The sequence below is a fragment of the Mesorhizobium sp. ISC25 genome (assembly GCF_042295465.1).
Taxonomy (GTDB): domain Bacteria; phylum Pseudomonadota; class Alphaproteobacteria; order Rhizobiales; family Rhizobiaceae; genus Mesorhizobium.
The window spans coordinates 44,369-61,397 of the sequence record NZ_CP135442.1; the positions used below are offsets into that span (position 1 = coordinate 44,369).

The following is a 17,029-nucleotide window of genomic DNA, read 5'->3' on the forward strand; positions in this document are numbered from 1 at the left end:
GTTCATTTGACTGTCCTCTGTGATGTCTGGTCTGCGAGCCGCGAGGGATCATTCGGCTGCGCAGCGAAGCTCTGGATGTGGTTGAACAGATCGGGAGCGATGTCGCGGTACGTGAAAGACGCAACCGCCTCGCTTGGCCTGGCCAGGTCGGCATAGGCTTGCGCGTCGAGCATTGGACCGGCGTCGCGAGTTGCTTTCACCCACTGCGAAAAGGCTGTGGGGGACACCGCATCGACGGCAAACCGCATGTCCGCAAAGCCGTCGCCGCTGAAATTGGCCGATAGCCCCCGATACGTTCCAGCATGGTCGGCCTGCAGGTGAAGGCGCGTCACCATTCCCGCCATGGTGTAGATCTGGCCGCCGAGCTGCGGCACGAAGAAGCTGTTCATCACGCCCGAGGAGGTGAGCTCGAAGCTGACCGGCGCGCCAACCGGGATGGTCAATTGATTGACGCTTGCGAGGCCTTGGTCGGGATAGATGAACAGCCATTTCCAGTCGAGCGAGACCACCTGAACCCTGACTGGCCTCACATCAGAGGCAATCGGCTTTCGCGGATCGAGGTCGTATGAGCCGATCCAGGCGACGCCACCGACCAAGATCACCGTCATGATGGGGATAGACCAGACGAGCAACTCGAGACGGCCCGAATACTCGAAATCGGGCGTGTAGTGAGCGCGCCAGTTCGACGAACGAAACCAGAAGGCGACGCCGAGCGTGGCGAGGATCGTCGGGATCACGATCGCCAGCATGATGCCGAGCGAGTTGAACAGAATCTGCCGCTCTGCAGAGGCAACAGGTCCTTGTGGACTGAGCACGCCTTCCGAACAGCCCGCGAGTGTCACGGCGCCGATCAAGCCAGCAGCGAGCAACCTGAGCCTCATGTCAAACCTCATCTGTGCCGGTGGTGATGGAAGTGCCTGCAGTTCCGGCATCAGTCCGGGAACTGGACGCCGGCGTAGAGTGCAGTGCTTGATTGGCGTGATCGGCCAGGAGTGCCGCAAACAACACGAACAAGTAGAAGATGGAGAACACGAACAGGCGGCGAGGAGTGCGGCGGTCGGCCGCGTCGCTTCTGCGCAGCTGGATTGCGAGCACGACAAGAATTGCTCCGCATGCCATGGCCGCCACACCATAGATCGGGCCTGCGAACCCAAGCGCCCACGGCAGCGCTGAAGCTGCGGCCAAGAGCGCACAGTAAAACAGTATCTGCCGCGTCGTCGCGACCCGTCCCGCAACGACCGGCAGCATCGGTACGCCAGCACGCGCATACTCATCAGTGCGATTGAGGGCCAGCGCCCAAAAATGCGGCGGGGTCCAGAGGAAGATGATGAGGAACAGGACCAGCGGCTCGAGCCCGATTTGGCCCGTCGCTGCAGCCCATCCGATGACCGGCGGAAGTGCCCCGGCGGCGCCGCCGATGACGATGTTCTGGGGTGTCAGCCGCTTTAGCCATGCCGTATACACGACAGCGTAGAAGAGGATTGCGCCGGCGAGCAGCGCGCCCGCCATGACGTTGGCCACGAAGCCAAGCAGCCCGACGGCGCCGCCGGCGAGCACAACCCCGACTACGAGCGCCGCGCGCCGCGAGATCTTGCCGCGGGGAATCGGCCGCATTGCCGTGCGCGTCATGACGGCGTCGATATCGGCGTCGTACCACATGTTGAGCATACCGGCCGCACCAGCGCCCGCAGCGATCGCGATAACCCCTGCAAAGGCGTGGAGCGGATCCAGGTCGACCGGCGCGATGATCATCCCAACCACCGCAGTGAAGACAGCCAGCACCATCACGCGCGGCTTCATGAGCCTGAGGAAATCGGGCAATCGCCCGCGCTCGATCAGGGAGGAGGCGCGATGTGACGATGGTATGGGACCGACCTGCGAAGACAAGGTTAGGCGGGAGCGGAGAGCGGCTGTGATCGCCATTCCGATAGTCCTCTGCGCGAAAGATCTGTCGTTTTGGCATCGCAATCTTCTTGATGCCGTCGTCTTGCTAAGTTGCCTTTTCGGGGCGCGCCGCGCTTGTATGGCGCTGCTGGAGCTGGGGTGATCGTGCTCAAAGAATTCGCAAAGGACGCGTTATTCGGCGGTCGAAGTAGAATGTGTCGCCGACATTGACGGCGGGCGTTCATATTCAGGCGTCGAGGCGCTAGACTATCGCGGATATTGTCCGCTGGTTCCCGATGTTGTGGGCAACAGGAAGTGCCCGAGCAGCGTGCGCGGTACGATGAGCCCGACGGTCATGGCCAGAATGATCAGGAAGGCCGTGGCTCCGTTCACGACGCAACTCGCGAGCTGATTTGCCGAGGCGTGCGGTCCACTCGAGACCAGTTGGACCAAGTCCTCCGCTGCATGAAACAGGAAGAAGCCTGGCATCATCGAGACAACCGAGGAAAAGCCGAGGGCTGCAAAGGGTAAGCGTAGACGGTTCGCGACAGGTGCGACTACGAGTCCGACAAGGACAGACGCGACCAGCGCTGCGGTTGCGACATGAAATCCAGCCGAGATCACCGCCCATCGCGCCCCATGCGCGAGCATGCCGACGACCACCGGGAATGGCAGCAGGCGCCATGGCATGGAAAAGAACGTGGCAAATGCGGCGACCGCGGAACCCGCGGCGACTACATCGGCCGCGAGGGGCACCGGCAGGGACGATGCGGCACCCTGAAGCGTTGCGCCGCCGGCGGCCAGACCGGCGAATAGGCCAACGCAGATCGTCAGGACGATGACCCCGGCGTAAACCAAGCGGGCGCTGCCGAGGGCGATGCGCGTGCGTGTCAGGTCGATCGCGCCATTGAGAAGGTGTGGGCCGGGAACCAGTATCATGCACGGGCAGAGCGCGACGAGGGATTGCGCGTCGGACAGCTGCAAGCGGTCAGCGGCGGCCGCCACGATGCCGGCGATGGCAGCTGCGCAAAGCGGCTGGATGAAGGGATTGCGTGAAAGCGTCGCGAGTTTGCGGCGGGCGAGCGCACCTGCTACCGCGCTTGCCGCAATCAGCAGCAGGCTCACAACGTCCAGCGCGCCGAAGATGACACCCATCGACGCAGCGCCGATGGCCGCGAAGAGAACGAAGCGCAATGTCGACCCCGAAGGCAAAATTCTCACCGCCGAGAGGGCGGCACGCACCGCCTCGAGAGGCAAGCGGCGATCGCAGACCTGGTCCACTAGCGTCATCACGGCCAGCACCTTGCCGAGGTCGACGCCGAGAGGCGTGGCCGGGGCAATCTGCGATAGCGGCGCGCCGTCGATCTCGACGGCAATCTCGCCCCACTCCGGCAACACTCTGACCTCCACAGACAGGGCGTGCCCAAGCCGTTCAGCGGCAATAACCGTCTGTTCGGTCGTTTGCCCGTGCTCGAACAGAAGCGCGGCCGCCAGCGCAATGGTATCAAGTGCAACTTCGCGGGTTGTAGACGCGCCATCCGGTGGCAGTGGTGCGATAGGGCTTGTCACGTCGGTTTGCCGCGATGTACTGGATTTGGTGCCCAGAGGCAGACCGCCTGTGCGGCGGAAGTCTGACTGGTCACTGGCAGGTCAAAGGAAGTTTTCCCTCACCATTTCCCAAACATCCCCTCCCCGACCGTGCAAAACGGCGCGAGCGGAATAGAGCGCCATGCCAACTGTTGGTGCCGCAGCCTTGAATGGTGGGATCACCAGTTGCAAGGGACTAACGTGCACATGCAGGAGCGCCGGCCCCGGTTGCGCAAGCCAGTCCTTGACGCTCGCTTCAAGCTCGTCCGCCTTGGAAACCGTTTGGCCCCAGAAACCCAGCGCTCGCGCAACTTCACCAAAGTTCGGGTTTTTCAGCCGTGTGAACGTATCCAGCATCCCCTCGGCCTTCTGCTCGATCTCCACGAAGCCGAGCTTGCCGTTGTCATAGACCGCAATCTTGATCGGCAATTGTTCCTGGATCACGGTCATCAGGTCACCGAAAAGCATTGAGAGGCCGCCATCGCCGGCCAGACAGATTACCTGGCGGCCTGGCTGAGACTTCTGCAGCCCAAGGGCTGACGGCAAGCCGCCAGCCATGGTTCCATGCAGCAGACTGGCAAAGGTACGGCGCTGACCATTGGTTTCGATGTAGCGAACAAGCCAAGCGGCCGGTGTCCCATCGTCCGCAGAAAATACCGCGTCCTTCGCGGCATGGCGGTTGATCGCCTCGGTAAGATAGGTTCCGGGAATACACCCGTCGTGACCCGCGACAGCCTTTGTCTTCTCCGATTGCCTGGCTTTGGCGTAGCGCCGCACATATTGGTCGCGGAAAGAGGGGTCAGAGCGTTCGACCAACTTGGGCAGCAACGCTTCCAGGGTTGCTCTCACGTCGCCAACAACACCCTTTGTGATCGGATGCCGGCGCCCGAGATGTGTCGGGTCGATATCGATCTGAACAATCTTCGCCTTATCGGGATAGAACTGCCGCCAAGCAAAATCCGCCCCCAGGAGCAGCAGCGTGTCGCAGTCGAGCAAGGCGTGATAGCCGGCCTCGTTGCCGAGCATTCCGGTCATGCCGATGTTGTAGGGATTGTCAAATTCGAGGAAGTCTTTCCCGCGCGAGGTATGAGCGATCGGGGCCTTCAGCTTCTCGGCAACGGCCAGAATTTCCTGGCGCGCTCCCTGGCAGCCGGAACCGCCATAGATGGCAAGGTTCCCGCTTTTGTTGATTATCCCCGCGATTTCGTCGAGGTCACCATCGCTCGGACGAACGACGGGCTCGGAAACATGAACTGCGTACGGGATATCATCGGCCACCATTGAGGCGGAAACGTCCGCCGGCACGATGAGAACGGCAACACCCCGCTTCGACAAGGCGGTCTGACAGGCAATGACGGTTTTGCGCCGCGCCTGCTCCGCCGTGTAGATCATGTCGCAAAAGACGCTGCAGCTTTGGTAGATCTGCTTGAAATCGACTTCCTGGATGAAATCGAAGCCCAGCTCATCGCGAATGATCTGGCTTGCAATGAGAATGACGGGCGCACGGTTTCGGTTTGCTTCAAAAATCCCGTTGATGAAATGCAGGCTGCCGGGGCCGCAACTTCCGGCGACAGCCGTCAAGTGACCCGTCAGCTGTGCTTCGGCCTGCGCTGCGAAGGCTCCAGCCTCCTCGTGCCTCACCGACACCCACTCGATCTTGCTTCGCTCGAGCGAACGGGCGATCAGATTGAGCGTGTCCCCCACGACGCCGTAACAATGTTCGACGCCGGCGCTCTGCAGCGTTTCAACGATAATGTCTGCTACCTGCCTGCTCATGCTGCCTAACACCTGTGAGACCGTTTCCGGCCTCAATATGTGGCCTGCCTGATGGCCGATCTTGGTTCGGGCTGCGAGAACTTGTCTCAGATTGCTGTGAATGAACATCTTGCCACGCGAGACATCTTCCAGAATCGACCGCAGTTCCTCTCTTGCCTCGGCAATCTGCGGCGCAAGCGTGCCAACCGCAATGCCAAGCACATTCGCTGCATCGGCATAAGAAAGGCCCTCAACGGCGACCAGCGCCAGCGCGGCGCGTCGTTCTGGGGCAATCTGCTGCAGGGCCGACAGCACCTCGGCCGGACCGATCCTATCGGGCGCCGCAGGGGCGACCGCGTCAATCGTCTCGGGCATCAGCGCCTCAACATGGACATTGCGCTTGGTGCGACGCAACTGATCGACGTAAAGTTGGTGCATAATCGTTAACAACCGGCGTCTCGGCGAATCGCCCGACCTCCAGCTCTCGATAAGAGACCGTGCCATTTCCAAGCAGTCCTGCACGAGGTCGTCGGCCGCGTCGCTGTCCCGCAGCAGCGCACGCGCATGGCGGCGCAGCCGAGGAATCTCCTCGGTGATTGCCCGTCTCATCGGCGCCAAAGGATCTCACGCTCGCGACGCCAGTTGGCCGGGCTTTGGCCAAAGGCATGCCTGAAAAGCTTCGACAAATGTGCCTGGTCGGAAAAGCCGACGGTCAGCGCGATTTCGCTCAGCGAAGCTTGGCTGGTCAGCATCAGGTGACAGGCTTCCTCCAGCCGCCGCCTCACAATGTAGGCGTGCGGCGGTTCTCCAAATGCTTGCTTGAACGAGCGCGAGAAATGTGCCGTGCTCCGCCGCGCAACGGCGCTGAGGTCACTCGCGTGAATTGTTCGGTGGAGGTTCCGGTCGATGAAGGACCTGACGCGCGCTATCTGCCAGCCCGCCAATCCACCCGTTCCGGAGCTTTTGGCACCTGAACGGCGCTCAATCTCCGAATGGAGCATGGATGCCGCGGCGGCCAGCGATGTCTTTGCCGCCTCATGGTTATGCTCGAGCTCGCCTTTGGCTGCTTCAAGAAGCAGCACGAGACTGTTTGCCAGGCAACCAAACTCGAGATCGATTGATGATGAAGCTTCTGCAGTCTCGCTGTACAGCCTGTCCATATCGAACCCTCGACAAACATTCCGCACTAGCCGGGACGAATTTCGTGGCTCTCAAAGAGAGACAAAACACGGTCTCGCCGCGGTGACGTGCAGTGTGATGGTTTGGAATGCCGCGATCTATTGCACACGGGTGGCGCGGAGTAGCGTCATGGTTTCGGTGCGCTGAACTTTGGCTTACACGGGAATAAATGGGGATCGAATGCCGGTGGGATCACCGCTGCTGGTGCGGCTTCGGCTCAGCAGCGTGCTGCTCGTCGTCGGGCACCAGCTGCAGCTTTTCCGCCATTCGGCTGAGCGCGAGAAGCGAATTGGCCTTCATCTTTCGCATCAGGCGGCTGCGGTGCACCTTCACCGTGGCTTCAGCGATGCCGATATCGCCGGCAATCTGTTTGCTGAGGCGACCGCGCGCGACGTGAACCATGATCTCGCGCTCCCTGGGGCTCAGCGACGCGAACCGCTCTCTGATAACGACCAGAGCCCCTTCGCTTTCCCGCCGGGCACGATCGCGAGAGAGGCCGAGTTGAATGGCGTCGAGCAGCTCCTGGTCGCGAAACGGCTTGGTCAGGAACTCAATGGCACCGCCCTTCATCGCCTGCACCGACATGGCAATGTCGCCGTGGCCTGTGATGAAGATGATTGGAATGTCCCGGTTGGCCATGGCCAGCTGACGTTGAAGATCAAGCCCGCTTCGTCCCGGCAATCGGACGTCGAGTACCATGCAAGTGGGACCATTCGGCGGGTCCGCCTCGAGAAACTCTGGGATGGACGCAAACAGCCGAGCTTCGAGGTCGAGCGATCGCAACAGGCGCCCGATCGAGGCTCGAAGGGCTGGATCATCATCGATGACCAGGATGGTAGCGTTCGCGTCCGACATCACTGCTGCTCACGATCAAAGGGCGGGTAAATGAGCGCCTTCGTCTCGGCTTGCAAGGTTCGCGTGGCTCCTCCGCGCAAACTTAATCCCGACGGATGGGCGTGAACAGTCTCATTTCCCGTCAGAGACGCGCGCGGGCGTAAACGAAGGTTTACGCGCTCTACGATCCGCTTGGCGGGCATCCTCCCGCACAGCTGGGGAATTTCGCCTTCGAGCCTAAGCCAAAGTTTACAATCGCTGGTATTGCTCCACCATCACTCTAGGGCGCAGGCTGACCCATCGCAGGCGGGTGCGGTGGCGTTGTCGGAGCGCCCGTGTCGCTGTTCGTGCGCACTTCCGGAGCACATTATGCCGGTGGCGTCGTTGATCTCGGTCGTCGAGGACGATCAGTTCTTTCGCGAATCCATGAGGAGGCTCATGAGATCGCTTGGCTACGACGTCGCGGTCTTCCCGACGGCAGGTGATTTCCTTTCATCACCTCGTCTCGGCGAAACCGCCTGCCTCATCGCTGACGTCAATATGCCGGCGATGACCGGACTTGAGCTCTATGACCACCTCATCGAGGCGGGTCACGCGATTCCAACGATCCTAGTTACGGCCTATCCCAACGACCTTGACCAGGCCCGCGCGTTGAACGATGGGGTCGTTTGTTACCTTCGTAAGCCGTTTGATGAGCGGCATCTGATACGGTGTCTCCGCGAGGCTATCCAGTCCGGCGAGCCGAGCGACGAGAAGTCCTGAGTTCGTTGCCTGCGCCTGGCAAGAAGAACCGAAGTACGGCCCCATGCGATGCATTCATGTCTGCCCACAGCCGGCCCCCGTGAGCATCGATGATCGACTGGGAGATCGACAGTCCCATCCCCACTCCGCTCGACTTCGTCGTGTAGAAAGCTTCGAAAACGCGATCGAGACGGTCTGGGTCAATGCCCGGTCCTGTATCGTGCACGGACACGAGAACGTCACCGGTCTGGGTTTGCTCGGTGCCGATCACCAACTCCCGTGGCCCCGCCTCGACCGTGCTCATGGCTTCAACTGCGTTGAGGATCAGGTTCATAACAACTTGTTGCAATTGAACACGATCCCCCTCAATGGGAGATAGCGCCTCCGTGAGGCGGGTTCGGACCGCGACTCCATTTGTGGCGATAGCGCTTTGCGCCAATCCAATCACTTCGTCGATCGCCTTGTTCAGATCGAAACGAGACTTTCGAGGAGGCGCCTTCTTGATGTGATCACGGATGCGGTCGATGATATTTCCGGCTCTGTCGGCATCATCGACGATGGAGGCGAGCGCTTCTCGGATTTCGCCAAGATCCGGTGGATTTCTGTCCAGAAAGTGCATGGCCGCACGGGCGTTGTTGCGCCCCGCGGCAATCGGTTGCGTGATTTCGTGGGCCAGCGAAGCAGTCAGTTCTCCTATTACGCTTACGCGGTTCATGTGCGCGAGATCCGACTCCAGTTGGCGCAGCCTCTCATGCTCCTCCTGCGCGTGGATGAATGCTGTGACGTCGGTGCCGGTGCCGCGATAGCCACGGAATTGTCCGTCGGCGTCAAACACTGGCTTGCCGGTCACCTTCACATGTATGGGAGATCCGTTACGGCGAGCGGAGTAATATACGAAGTCACGGAACGGTTTGCGTGCATCGAGAGTTGCCCGAAGAAGCCGCCATTTCTCCGGCTCTGTTTCAAGGTCGAGAGCACGATCCCAGTACGCCGTGCCGATTCGATCAGCCGAATCTGAACCAAACGCATTCTCGGTCAGCAGCGTGAATTTGTAGTCCGTACCGATTTCCCAAAACCAATCGGAGGCACTTTCGGCGTAGTCGCGGAATTTCGCCTCGCTCTCCCGCAAATCTTCCTCGGCGCGCTTGAGCTCTTCAATATCGAGGGTTGCACCTACCCATAGCAGAAGCGTTCCATCGCTTGCGCGGAGCGGCTCAGTGCGAGTGTGGAACCAGCGGTAGTCGCCTTGGGCAGTACGGACTCGATAGTTATGTTCGTAGCCTTCGCCGGTGCGCAGACTGTTTGACCAGAGTTTGCGCCCGTCTTGTTGATCGTCTGGATGCAGGAACGGGATATGGACGTCCCACGGTGCACCTGTGTCGATGCCGAAACGCAAGGGATGATCGTTCGGGACACCAAGGAAATCCGCTTGTCGTGTATTCACGAAGATCAGGCTGCCCGACGGAGTTCCGTACCATGTATATGCCGGAAGCACATTTAGAATGGCCTGCACCTGTGCCATGAACCCTGGTTGGCCCGTCGACCAGGTTAGACCCGGTACCGTGTCCATGAGTTGACGGAGTTTATATTCGCTTTCCCGCAACGCCTGCTGGGCACTTTTGCGTTCCGTCACATCGACGATAGTGCTGACAACCTCCACAAGGTCTCCGCTTTCTGAGAACTTGGGATGAGAGGTCACTTCGATATGTTTTGTGATTCCTACGGGTAGTACGATTCTGTACTCAAGTTTGTAGTCTCTCTTCTGCAGGACCGCACGTCGGGCCTCCTCGAGCACCCGCTCCAGATCATCGGGATGGATCGCTTGCACCACAGCTTCGCGGCTCGGGACGCCGTTGCGCGGATCGAGCCCAAAAATTCGATAAGTCTCATCCGACCAATAGAGTATCACGGTGTCGTTAAAGGCCGCGGAACCGGTGTGGCTAAGGCTTTGTGCTTCGGCCAGATAGGCTTCGCTACGGCGCAGCAGATCTTCGGCTCTTTTGCCTTCATCGATGTCAACAGACAGGCCGTACCACTGGACAATGCGTCCCTTGCGGTCGCGCAGAGGCTCACCACGAGCATGGTGCCAACGAAACTCCCCGTCCGCCCGGCGCAGACGGAACACGCTCTGGAAGGGAGTTCCGGTCTGAACTGCGTGTCGGAAGGCCCTTGCTGTTTCTGGAAAGTCGTCGGGGTGCAGGAAGGTCCCCCAACCGCCATGCTTGAAGTCTTCAAATCGCATGCCGGTATAATCCAACATGCGCTGGTTGAGCTGTGTTGGTTCGCCGGCGGGATCCACTGACCAGAGCAGGCCGGGCACCGTTTCAAAGAGTTGACGGAGCGCGTGTTCGCTTTCCCGCAAGGCTTCTTCGGCCTGCTTGCGCTCCGTCAAATCGATGTTTGTGCCGACAAACTCGACAAGCCTTCCGTCCGCGGAAAAAACAGGTCGGCTGATCGATTTGAGATTTTTGACAGTCCCATCAGGGAGTACGATCCTGAGCTCGATCGCGAAGCTTCTTTTCTCACTGAACGCGCGCTCGAATTCTACGCGCGCACGGTCCCGGTCGTCGGGGTGAATCCGTTGGAACACACCCTCAAGACTCGGAATACCTAGTGCCGGATCAAACCCATAGATGCGGTAAGTCTCGTCCGACCAATAGAGAATCGTCTTCTCGTTATAGACCGTGGAACCGGTGTGGCTCAGGCTCTGCGCTTCGGCCAGATGGGCTTCGCTGCGGCGTAGCCGGTCTTCGGCTCTCTTGCGCTCCGTCACATCAATCTGTGTCGTGACAATCTCGACAAGTTCCCCAATTGACGAGAACGCAGGCTGGCCGATTACTTCGAGGTGTTTGACCGTTCCATCGGGCAGTACGATTCTGTACTCGTGCGAGTAGCCTCTCTTCTCGGCCACCGCCCGCTGAACCTCTGAGTTAAGTCCGTCGCGGTCGTCCGGGTGGATCCGTTGGAACACGGCTTCGAGGCTCGGAACGCCTTGCGCCGGATCAAACCCCCAGATGCGGTATATTTCTTCCGACCCATAGAGAACCTTCGTCTCGTTGTAGGCCGCCACACCGCTGTGACTGATCCTCTGTGCTTCCGCCAGATAGGCTTCGCTGCGACGCAGCCGGTCTTCGGCCTTTTTGGCGTCATCGATGTCGATAGACAGACCGTACCACTGGACAATGCGCCCCTGCTGATCGCGCAGAGGCTCACAACGTGACTGGTGCCAACGAAACTCGCCGTCCGCCCGACGTAGACGCAGCACTGCCTGGTGTGAAACACCGGCTCGAATATCGTGGAGGAACGCCTTCTCGGCTTCCGGAAGGTCGTCGGGGTGTACGAACGCGCCCCAGCCGCCTTGCGTGAAGTCCTCATATCGTTTGCCGAAATAGTCCAGCATGCGCTGGTTGTAGTGGGTCGGCTCGCCGTCGGGGTCCAATGACCAGACGAGACTTGGCACTGTTTCGATAATTTGACGGAGCTTGTATTCGCTCTCCCGGAGCGCTTGTTCGGCTCGCTTGCGCTCCGTCACGTCGAGCTGCGCGGAGACGATTTCGAGAAACTCCCCGCTCGCGGAAAACACCGGCTCGCGGATGGATTCGAGATGCCTGACCGTTCCATCGGGCAGGACAATTCTAAACGCGTTTGAGGAGCCTGTTGGATCGACGAGCACGCGGTCGATGTCCGCACGCATCCTGTCCCGGTCGTCGGGGTGAACCCGTTGGAAGACGGCTTCTCTGTCAGGAATGCCTTGTGCCGGGTCAAACCCCCAGATCCGGTAAGCTCCCTCCGACCAATAGAGAACCGCCGAACCGTTGTAGGCCGAAGCACCGCTGTGACTGAGCCTCTGTGCCGCGGCCAAAATGGCCTCGCTGCGGCGTAGAAGGTCTTCGGCTCTCTTGGCTTCATCGACGTCGACGGACAGGCCGTACCACTGGATGACGCTTCCCTGTTGATCACGCATAGGTTCAGAACGGGTATGGTGCCAGCGATACGCGCCGTCCGACCGACGCAGACGGTGTACGATCTCGTGGGAAGTTCCAGTCTGGATTGCCTGGCGGAAAGCGTTTTCCGTCTCCGGACGGTCGTCGGGATGTATGAATGCCTCCCAACCACGACCAACAAATTCTTCAAATGGCGCGCCGATATAGTCGAGGATGCGCTGGTTGACATAGGTCGGGTTGCCGTTGGGATCCGTCAGCCAGATGAGACCTGGCACTGTTTCAAGAATTTGACGAAGCTTGTATTCGCTGTCCCGCAGGGCTTCCTCGGCCCGCTGGCGCTCCGTCACATCGATCTGTGTCGCGACAATTTCGACAAGCTCCCCGCTTGGCGAGAACACAGGTTCCCTGATTGATTCGATGTGTTTAACCGTTCCATCGGGCAGCACGATTCTGTACCCGTGCGAATAGCCCTTTTTGTCGCTCAACAAGCGCTCAGCCGTGGCGCGCGCCCGGTCTCGGTCGTCTGGGTGAATCCGTTGGAACATGGCTTCAGGGCTCGGAATACCCAGCGCCGGATCAAACCCCCAGATCCGGTAAGCTTCCTCCGAGAAATAGAGGATTGTCGATTCGTTGGCGGCCGACGCGCCGCTGTGGCTCAGCCTTTCCGCTTCGGCCAGGAGAGCTTCGCTGCGGCGCAGCCGGTCTTCGGCTCTCTTGGCTTCATCGATATCGACTGACAGGCCGTACCACTGGACAATGCGTCCCTGCGGATCGCGCAGAGGCTCACCACGAGCGTGGTGCCAACGAAACTCCCCACCCGCCCGGCGCAAACGGTGTACAGCCTGGTACGACGTTCCGGTCTGAATTGCGTGCTGGATAGCCCTTGCGGTTTCTGGAAAGTCGTCCGGGTGCAGGAAGGCCTCCCAACCGCCATGCTGGATGTCCTCAAGTCGCATGCCGGTATAGTCCACTAGGCGCTGATTGATTTGGGTCGGGTCGCCGGCGGGATCCGCTGACCAGAGCAGGCCTGGTACCGTCTCGAAGATTTGACGGAGCTTGTATTCGCTTTCCCGAAGCGCCTCCTCCGCCCTCTTTTGATCGTCAATGTCGATCAGGACGCCGTACCAGCGGAGCACATGGCCGTCGCTGGCCTTCAGTGGTGCTCCACGCACATTGAACCAGCGATATCGGCCATCGGCCCCGCGAAATCTGCAAGCTACATCATGAGGATTCTCAGTTTCGAGATTTTCGAGCCAGCTCTTGACCTTGAAGGCAACGTCGTCCGGATGGACTCTTTCCGCCCATCGCCAGCCGGTGATTTCGCCAAGCGGCGCGCCAAAATAGTCGAGCACACGCTTGTTGACGTATTCGATATTGCCGTCTGGCCTGGCTCTCCACACCAGCGTTGGAATCGTCTCCACCAACAGGCGAAGGTCTTGCTCGCCGCTGAACAGAGCCGCCTCGGCTCCGTCACTGTCCTTTGACACATGTCGCTCCATGGCCGGCCTCCAGATTCGGACCTGCCTTTGTCGGAGCGCCATGTCGCAGAGGATCGCTGATGACCCGGCAAAGGTGGCACAATCATCTTAGCCCCTGCGGCAGAGACGGACCATGTCCTTTCGGCCATGTCCTTCGGGCCCTTTCAAACGATTGGCGAAGCGTTCCGGGGTTCCGCCTTATCCTCAGAGAAAGACGCTCTGCAAGGCTGGTATAGCAATCGCATGCGAATGCGCTCTGGAAAGGTGAGTTCGCCCTCGCCTATCCATATGTTTGTCACGAAGGGCTTGTCCGAAATGTAGCCAACCAGTCAATCCACTGCTTCCTTGATGGTGCTCGCGGAGAACCGGAAAACATCCCCTGCGTCACAATTGGCTCCAGAACTCCAGCGCCCCAGCGTCACCGGCTCAATTGCCATGGCGGGGTTGGCGATGCGACAGGCACCGGGGAGACAGCCGGACACAAAACCCAACGTTCAACGATGACGTCTGCTACCTGCATGCTCCTTGCATCAACACCTGTTGAAACCGTCTCGGGGTCTCAACATGAGTCTTCAGCAACCGTTGATCTTGGACAGTGATGCGCTTGCTTGTACGCACCTGCGGAGACAACAATCGCTCAGATCAAACAGTCTGGCGCCGTCCAGCTTGCCCTTCCACGCCACACAAGGACCTGTCACGGCATGTCGAGCATTTCCCGCGCGATAATGAGATCAGGGGTTCCAAAACCTTCCGAAAACCGGCTGTAAATGGGTCCGATTAGATCGCGAGCTAGTTGTACTTCGCCTTCCGCGATCCAAATCCGGGCGAGGTGCAACGCTGCCCTCAGTTCGTATGAGAGCGCCGAACCCTCTCGAGCCAGGGATATCGATCTCTCGAGATAGTCCTTGGCCGATTTGATATCGGGCGCGCGTCCGTGAATGTGCACGAGGGCTTTTGTCATAAGAAGAACCGGCAAATGGATGAGCATGTTGACTTCGACAAAGCTTGCGATCGCCTCGTCGACAAGCGCCACCGCTTCTTCCCGCTCGTTTTGTTCTGTCAGGTAGACCGCCATATCAGCAGCAAACTCCGTCACGAGCAGCTTGTAGCGTTGTTCGGCCAGTCTCGACAGAGCATCGCGCAGATACCGCATTCCCTCTGCCGTGCGACCAACCCGTAGCAGATACCGACCCCGCAGCCCTTGAGTAACCGCAAGATACGGACCCAATGAATTCTTCTCGAGGCTGAGCTCCAGCTTCGCAAGGTTGCGTTCCACACGCTCGACATCATCGATCCAGAAATACAGCGACATCGACATGGCGAGTGCACGAAACACTGCGATCGGATGGTCCGAATTGTCCGCCTCGTCCGTGGCAAGCTCGGCATAGCGCACGGCTTGATCGAGGTTGCCGGTCAGCCAATGCGAGCGCGTAAGGATCATCAACGACTGCGATCGCGGGTCGAACAAATATTGGCTCGCGTTCAATCGCCGGATGCCGGACAGATCGCGGAGCGCTTGTTCCAGATGCTTTTGCACGCGGACCTGATCGCCGAGAAAATAGTAGGACGACCCGAGCAGGGAAAGGGCAATAGCAGCGTCGTCGCGATTTCCGGTTTTCGTTGCTATCGCCTCTGCCCGCAGGGCGAGATCGTGAGCGGCGGCAACGTCTATCAGGTGGTGAAAATACATCGAGAGCCCGCCGAGCAGACGTAGTTGCTGACGAGCATCGCCGCGCTGCTCCGCGAAATCGAGCGCGAGATGGAAGGCGGCACGCACCTTCTCCCTGTTCCCTTCGGTAAACATGAGAGACAAAGCAAACGACGCGTGGACCTCCATCTGATGCTGCGCGTTGCGCTCCTGCGAAATGTGTTCGATCGCTCTTCCCATCCAGTTCCGACATTCGGTCAGAAGCGAAAGGGCCAGAAACAACGGTCCGGCAGCCGCCGCCAGGCTGATGGCCTGCGCGTTGCTGCCGCTGGGTCCGAAACTCCACTCCAGGGCGGCTCGGACATTGCCGAGATAATCCTTCACCAGCTGGATGCTACTGTTGGACACGTCAGCATCGAAGATGTCGACGCTGTTTGCCTGCAGCAACTGGATCGAGTAGTCCGCGTGGCGGGTCGCAATCGCGTCGTACTCTGCATTTGCGATCAGCTTTTCCACAGCGTAGGCACGGGTCGTATCAAGCAGTCTATAGGATGGTCCCTGCGAGGCGATGCGGGCCTCGATCAGCGACTTCTCGACGAGACTGCCCACAGCATCGATGACCTCCGGCCGACTGATGCCGTCCTGCTCCGCCACTGCCAGCGCGGCTTCCAGCGTGAAGCACCCTACAAAGATCCCTGCACGCCGCAGAACCGCGCGCTCGATCTCGGAAAGGAGATCGTGGCTCCAGTCCAGCGTTTCTCTCAGAGTCTGATGACGTGGTATCGCTGTTCGTCGGCCGAGCTTCAAAAGGTCAAGGTGCGATACCAGCATCGTCGCCGTGTCCCGCACGCCGAAGACTGCGGCCCTGCCAGCGGCGAGTTCGATCGCCAGCGGGATGCCGTCCAGCCTGCGGCAGATCTCAGCGACGAAGTCGGCATCGCCGGCGTCGAGCACGAGAGCAACGCCCCGCGCGCTGACCCGCTCCACGAAGAGCCGCGTCGCCGGATAGGATAGAGTTTCATCCGCTGTTTGCCCGGATTGCTCTGGCGGGCAATCCAGCGGCAGAAGCCGGAATACGTGTTCGCCGGCGATCTGCAACGCCTCCCTGCTGGTGGCCAGCAGGCAAACGCCCGGTGCAAATTGACATATGCGATCGGCGATCTCTGCGACCGGCTCGATCAGGTGCTCGCAACTGTCAAGGATCAGGAGAGCCCTTCGGGAGCGCAGGAACTCCAGCAATGCCTCTTCGAGGTCGCCAGGCTGCGCAACAAGCCCCATTGTGGACGCCGTGGCAGCGACAACCTGATCCTTGTTGCGTAGCACCGAGAGATCTACGAAAAAGATGGCGCCTGAGAAGTCTGGCGACGCGGCATGGCCGACGGCCACAGCGACCGTAGTCTTGCCGATCCCGCCTGCACCCAGAATTGTAATCAGCCGCTCCGCCCGCAAACGGGAGCGGATGTTGAGAACGACGTCGTCGCGGCCGATCATCTCGCCCAGCGCCGCCGGGAAGTTCGAACCTCGGGCAGGCGAGCTCGGCCCCGTGGCTCCCACGCGCGCGACAGGCGCGACAAAGGAGTAGCCCCGGCCCTGTACGTTTACGATATATTTTCGCCCGAACTCCCCTTCACCCAAGGCCTTGCGCAGCGCCGACAGATGAACGCGAAGACTGCCCTCCTCGACAACCGCATCCGGCCATACCCTGGCAATCAGTTCGTTCTTGCTGACAACCTCGCCAGCGCGGTCAATTAGGATTTTGAGAGCGTCAAACGCTCTCGCGCCGAGCGGAATCACTTCGTCCGCCTTCCGAAGAATACGCTCGGTGACGCTGAGTTCGAATGGCCCGAACCGCAGCTTGACTGCACTCGATGAGCCTGGCTCCTTAACAGGCATGACTGGGCTCCGCCAACACCTAAGCGAGCGGCTCGCCGCCCGTCTGGCGCAATAGGCGCCCCGGCGAAAACAACGTCAACCTTCGC

9 protein-coding genes and 1 pseudogene are annotated in these 17,029 nt (G+C 60.0%); 1 reads left to right on the plus strand and 9 read right to left on the minus strand.

Annotated elements, in window-relative coordinates:
* Positions 1–2: 2 nt before the first annotated feature.
* From cyoA to RQ479_RS32215, 7 genes and pseudogenes are all read right to left on the minus strand, one after another.
* Positions 3–881: a ubiquinol oxidase subunit II gene (cyoA, locus tag RQ479_RS32185; RefSeq protein ID WP_376706245.1), complete on the minus strand. Its 879-nt coding sequence runs from the start codon at positions 879–881 to the stop codon at positions 3–5.
* A 1-nt stretch (position 882) separates the two neighbouring features.
* Complete coding sequence (locus RQ479_RS32190) at positions 883–1,923, minus strand: heme o synthase (protein ID WP_376706246.1); 1,041 nt, start codon at positions 1,921–1,923, stop codon at positions 883–885.
* A 228-nt stretch (positions 1,924–2,151) separates the two neighbouring features.
* Positions 2,152–3,453, minus strand: coding sequence for a threonine/serine exporter family protein (locus RQ479_RS32195; RefSeq protein ID WP_376706247.1), 1,302 nt, complete (start codon positions 3,451–3,453; stop codon positions 2,152–2,154).
* A gap of 81 nt (positions 3,454–3,534) precedes the next feature.
* A complete protein-coding gene (locus RQ479_RS32200) occupies positions 3,535–5,247 on the minus strand; it encodes a thiamine pyrophosphate-dependent enzyme (protein ID WP_376706327.1) in 1,713 nt (570 codons plus the stop codon).
* Between the two features lie 153 nt (positions 5,248–5,400).
* Positions 5,401–5,835, minus strand: a pseudogene (locus tag RQ479_RS32205) (sigma factor); the annotation flags it as partial.
* The gene (locus RQ479_RS32210) at positions 5,832–6,308 is read right to left on the minus strand and encodes a helix-turn-helix domain-containing protein (protein WP_376706248.1); all 477 of its coding nucleotides are present in this window, start codon (positions 6,306–6,308) and stop codon (positions 5,832–5,834) included. The gene RQ479_RS32210 and the pseudogene RQ479_RS32205, both read right to left, overlap by 4 nt.
* A gap of 289 nt (positions 6,309–6,597) precedes the next feature.
* Positions 6,598–7,260, minus strand: coding sequence for a response regulator transcription factor (locus RQ479_RS32215; protein ID WP_376706249.1), 663 nt, complete (start codon positions 7,258–7,260; stop codon positions 6,598–6,600).
* 348 nt (positions 7,261–7,608) lie between these two features.
* Between RQ479_RS32215 and RQ479_RS32220 the strand changes: the two genes are divergently transcribed.
* Positions 7,609–8,001, plus strand: a complete 393-nt coding sequence (locus RQ479_RS32220) for a response regulator transcription factor (protein WP_376706250.1) — start codon at positions 7,609–7,611, stop codon at positions 7,999–8,001.
* Here the strand turns inward: RQ479_RS32220 and RQ479_RS32225 are convergent.
* Both RQ479_RS32225 and RQ479_RS32230 read right to left on the minus strand, forming a co-directional pair.
* The gene (locus RQ479_RS32225) at positions 7,964–13,423 is read right to left on the minus strand and encodes a PAS domain-containing protein (RefSeq protein WP_376706251.1); all 5,460 of its coding nucleotides are present in this window, start codon (positions 13,421–13,423) and stop codon (positions 7,964–7,966) included. The genes RQ479_RS32220 and RQ479_RS32225 overlap by 38 nt on opposite strands.
* 673 nt (positions 13,424–14,096) lie before the next feature.
* Complete coding sequence (locus tag RQ479_RS32230; RefSeq protein ID WP_376706252.1) at positions 14,097–16,943, minus strand: winged helix-turn-helix domain-containing protein; 2,847 nt, start codon at positions 16,941–16,943, stop codon at positions 14,097–14,099.
* Positions 16,944–17,029 lie beyond the last annotated feature (86 nt).

What these genes read in the sequence shown, in the direction of transcription:
- cyoA (WP_376706245.1), bottom strand. Translation starts at nt 881, where the DNA reads ATGAGGCTCAGGTTGCTCGCTGCTGGCTTGATCGGCGCCGTGACACTC.
- RQ479_RS32190 (WP_376706246.1), bottom strand. Translation starts at nt 1,923, where the DNA reads ATGGCGATCACAGCCGCTCTCCGCTCCCGCCTAACCTTGTCTTCGCAG.
- RQ479_RS32200 (WP_376706327.1), bottom strand. Translation starts at nt 5,247, where the DNA reads ATGAGCAGGCAGGTAGCAGACATTATCGTTGAAACGCTGCAGAGCGCC.
- RQ479_RS32215 (WP_376706249.1), bottom strand. Translation starts at nt 7,260, where the DNA reads ATGTCGGACGCGAACGCTACCATCCTGGTCATCGATGATGATCCAGCC.
- RQ479_RS32220 (WP_376706250.1), top strand. Translation starts at nt 7,609, where the DNA reads ATGCCGGTGGCGTCGTTGATCTCGGTCGTCGAGGACGATCAGTTCTTT.
- RQ479_RS32225 (WP_376706251.1), bottom strand. Translation starts at nt 13,423, where the DNA reads ATGGAGCGACATGTGTCAAAGGACAGTGACGGAGCCGAGGCGGCTCTG.
- RQ479_RS32230 (WP_376706252.1), bottom strand. Translation starts at nt 16,943, where the DNA reads ATGCCTGTTAAGGAGCCAGGCTCATCGAGTGCAGTCAAGCTGCGGTTC.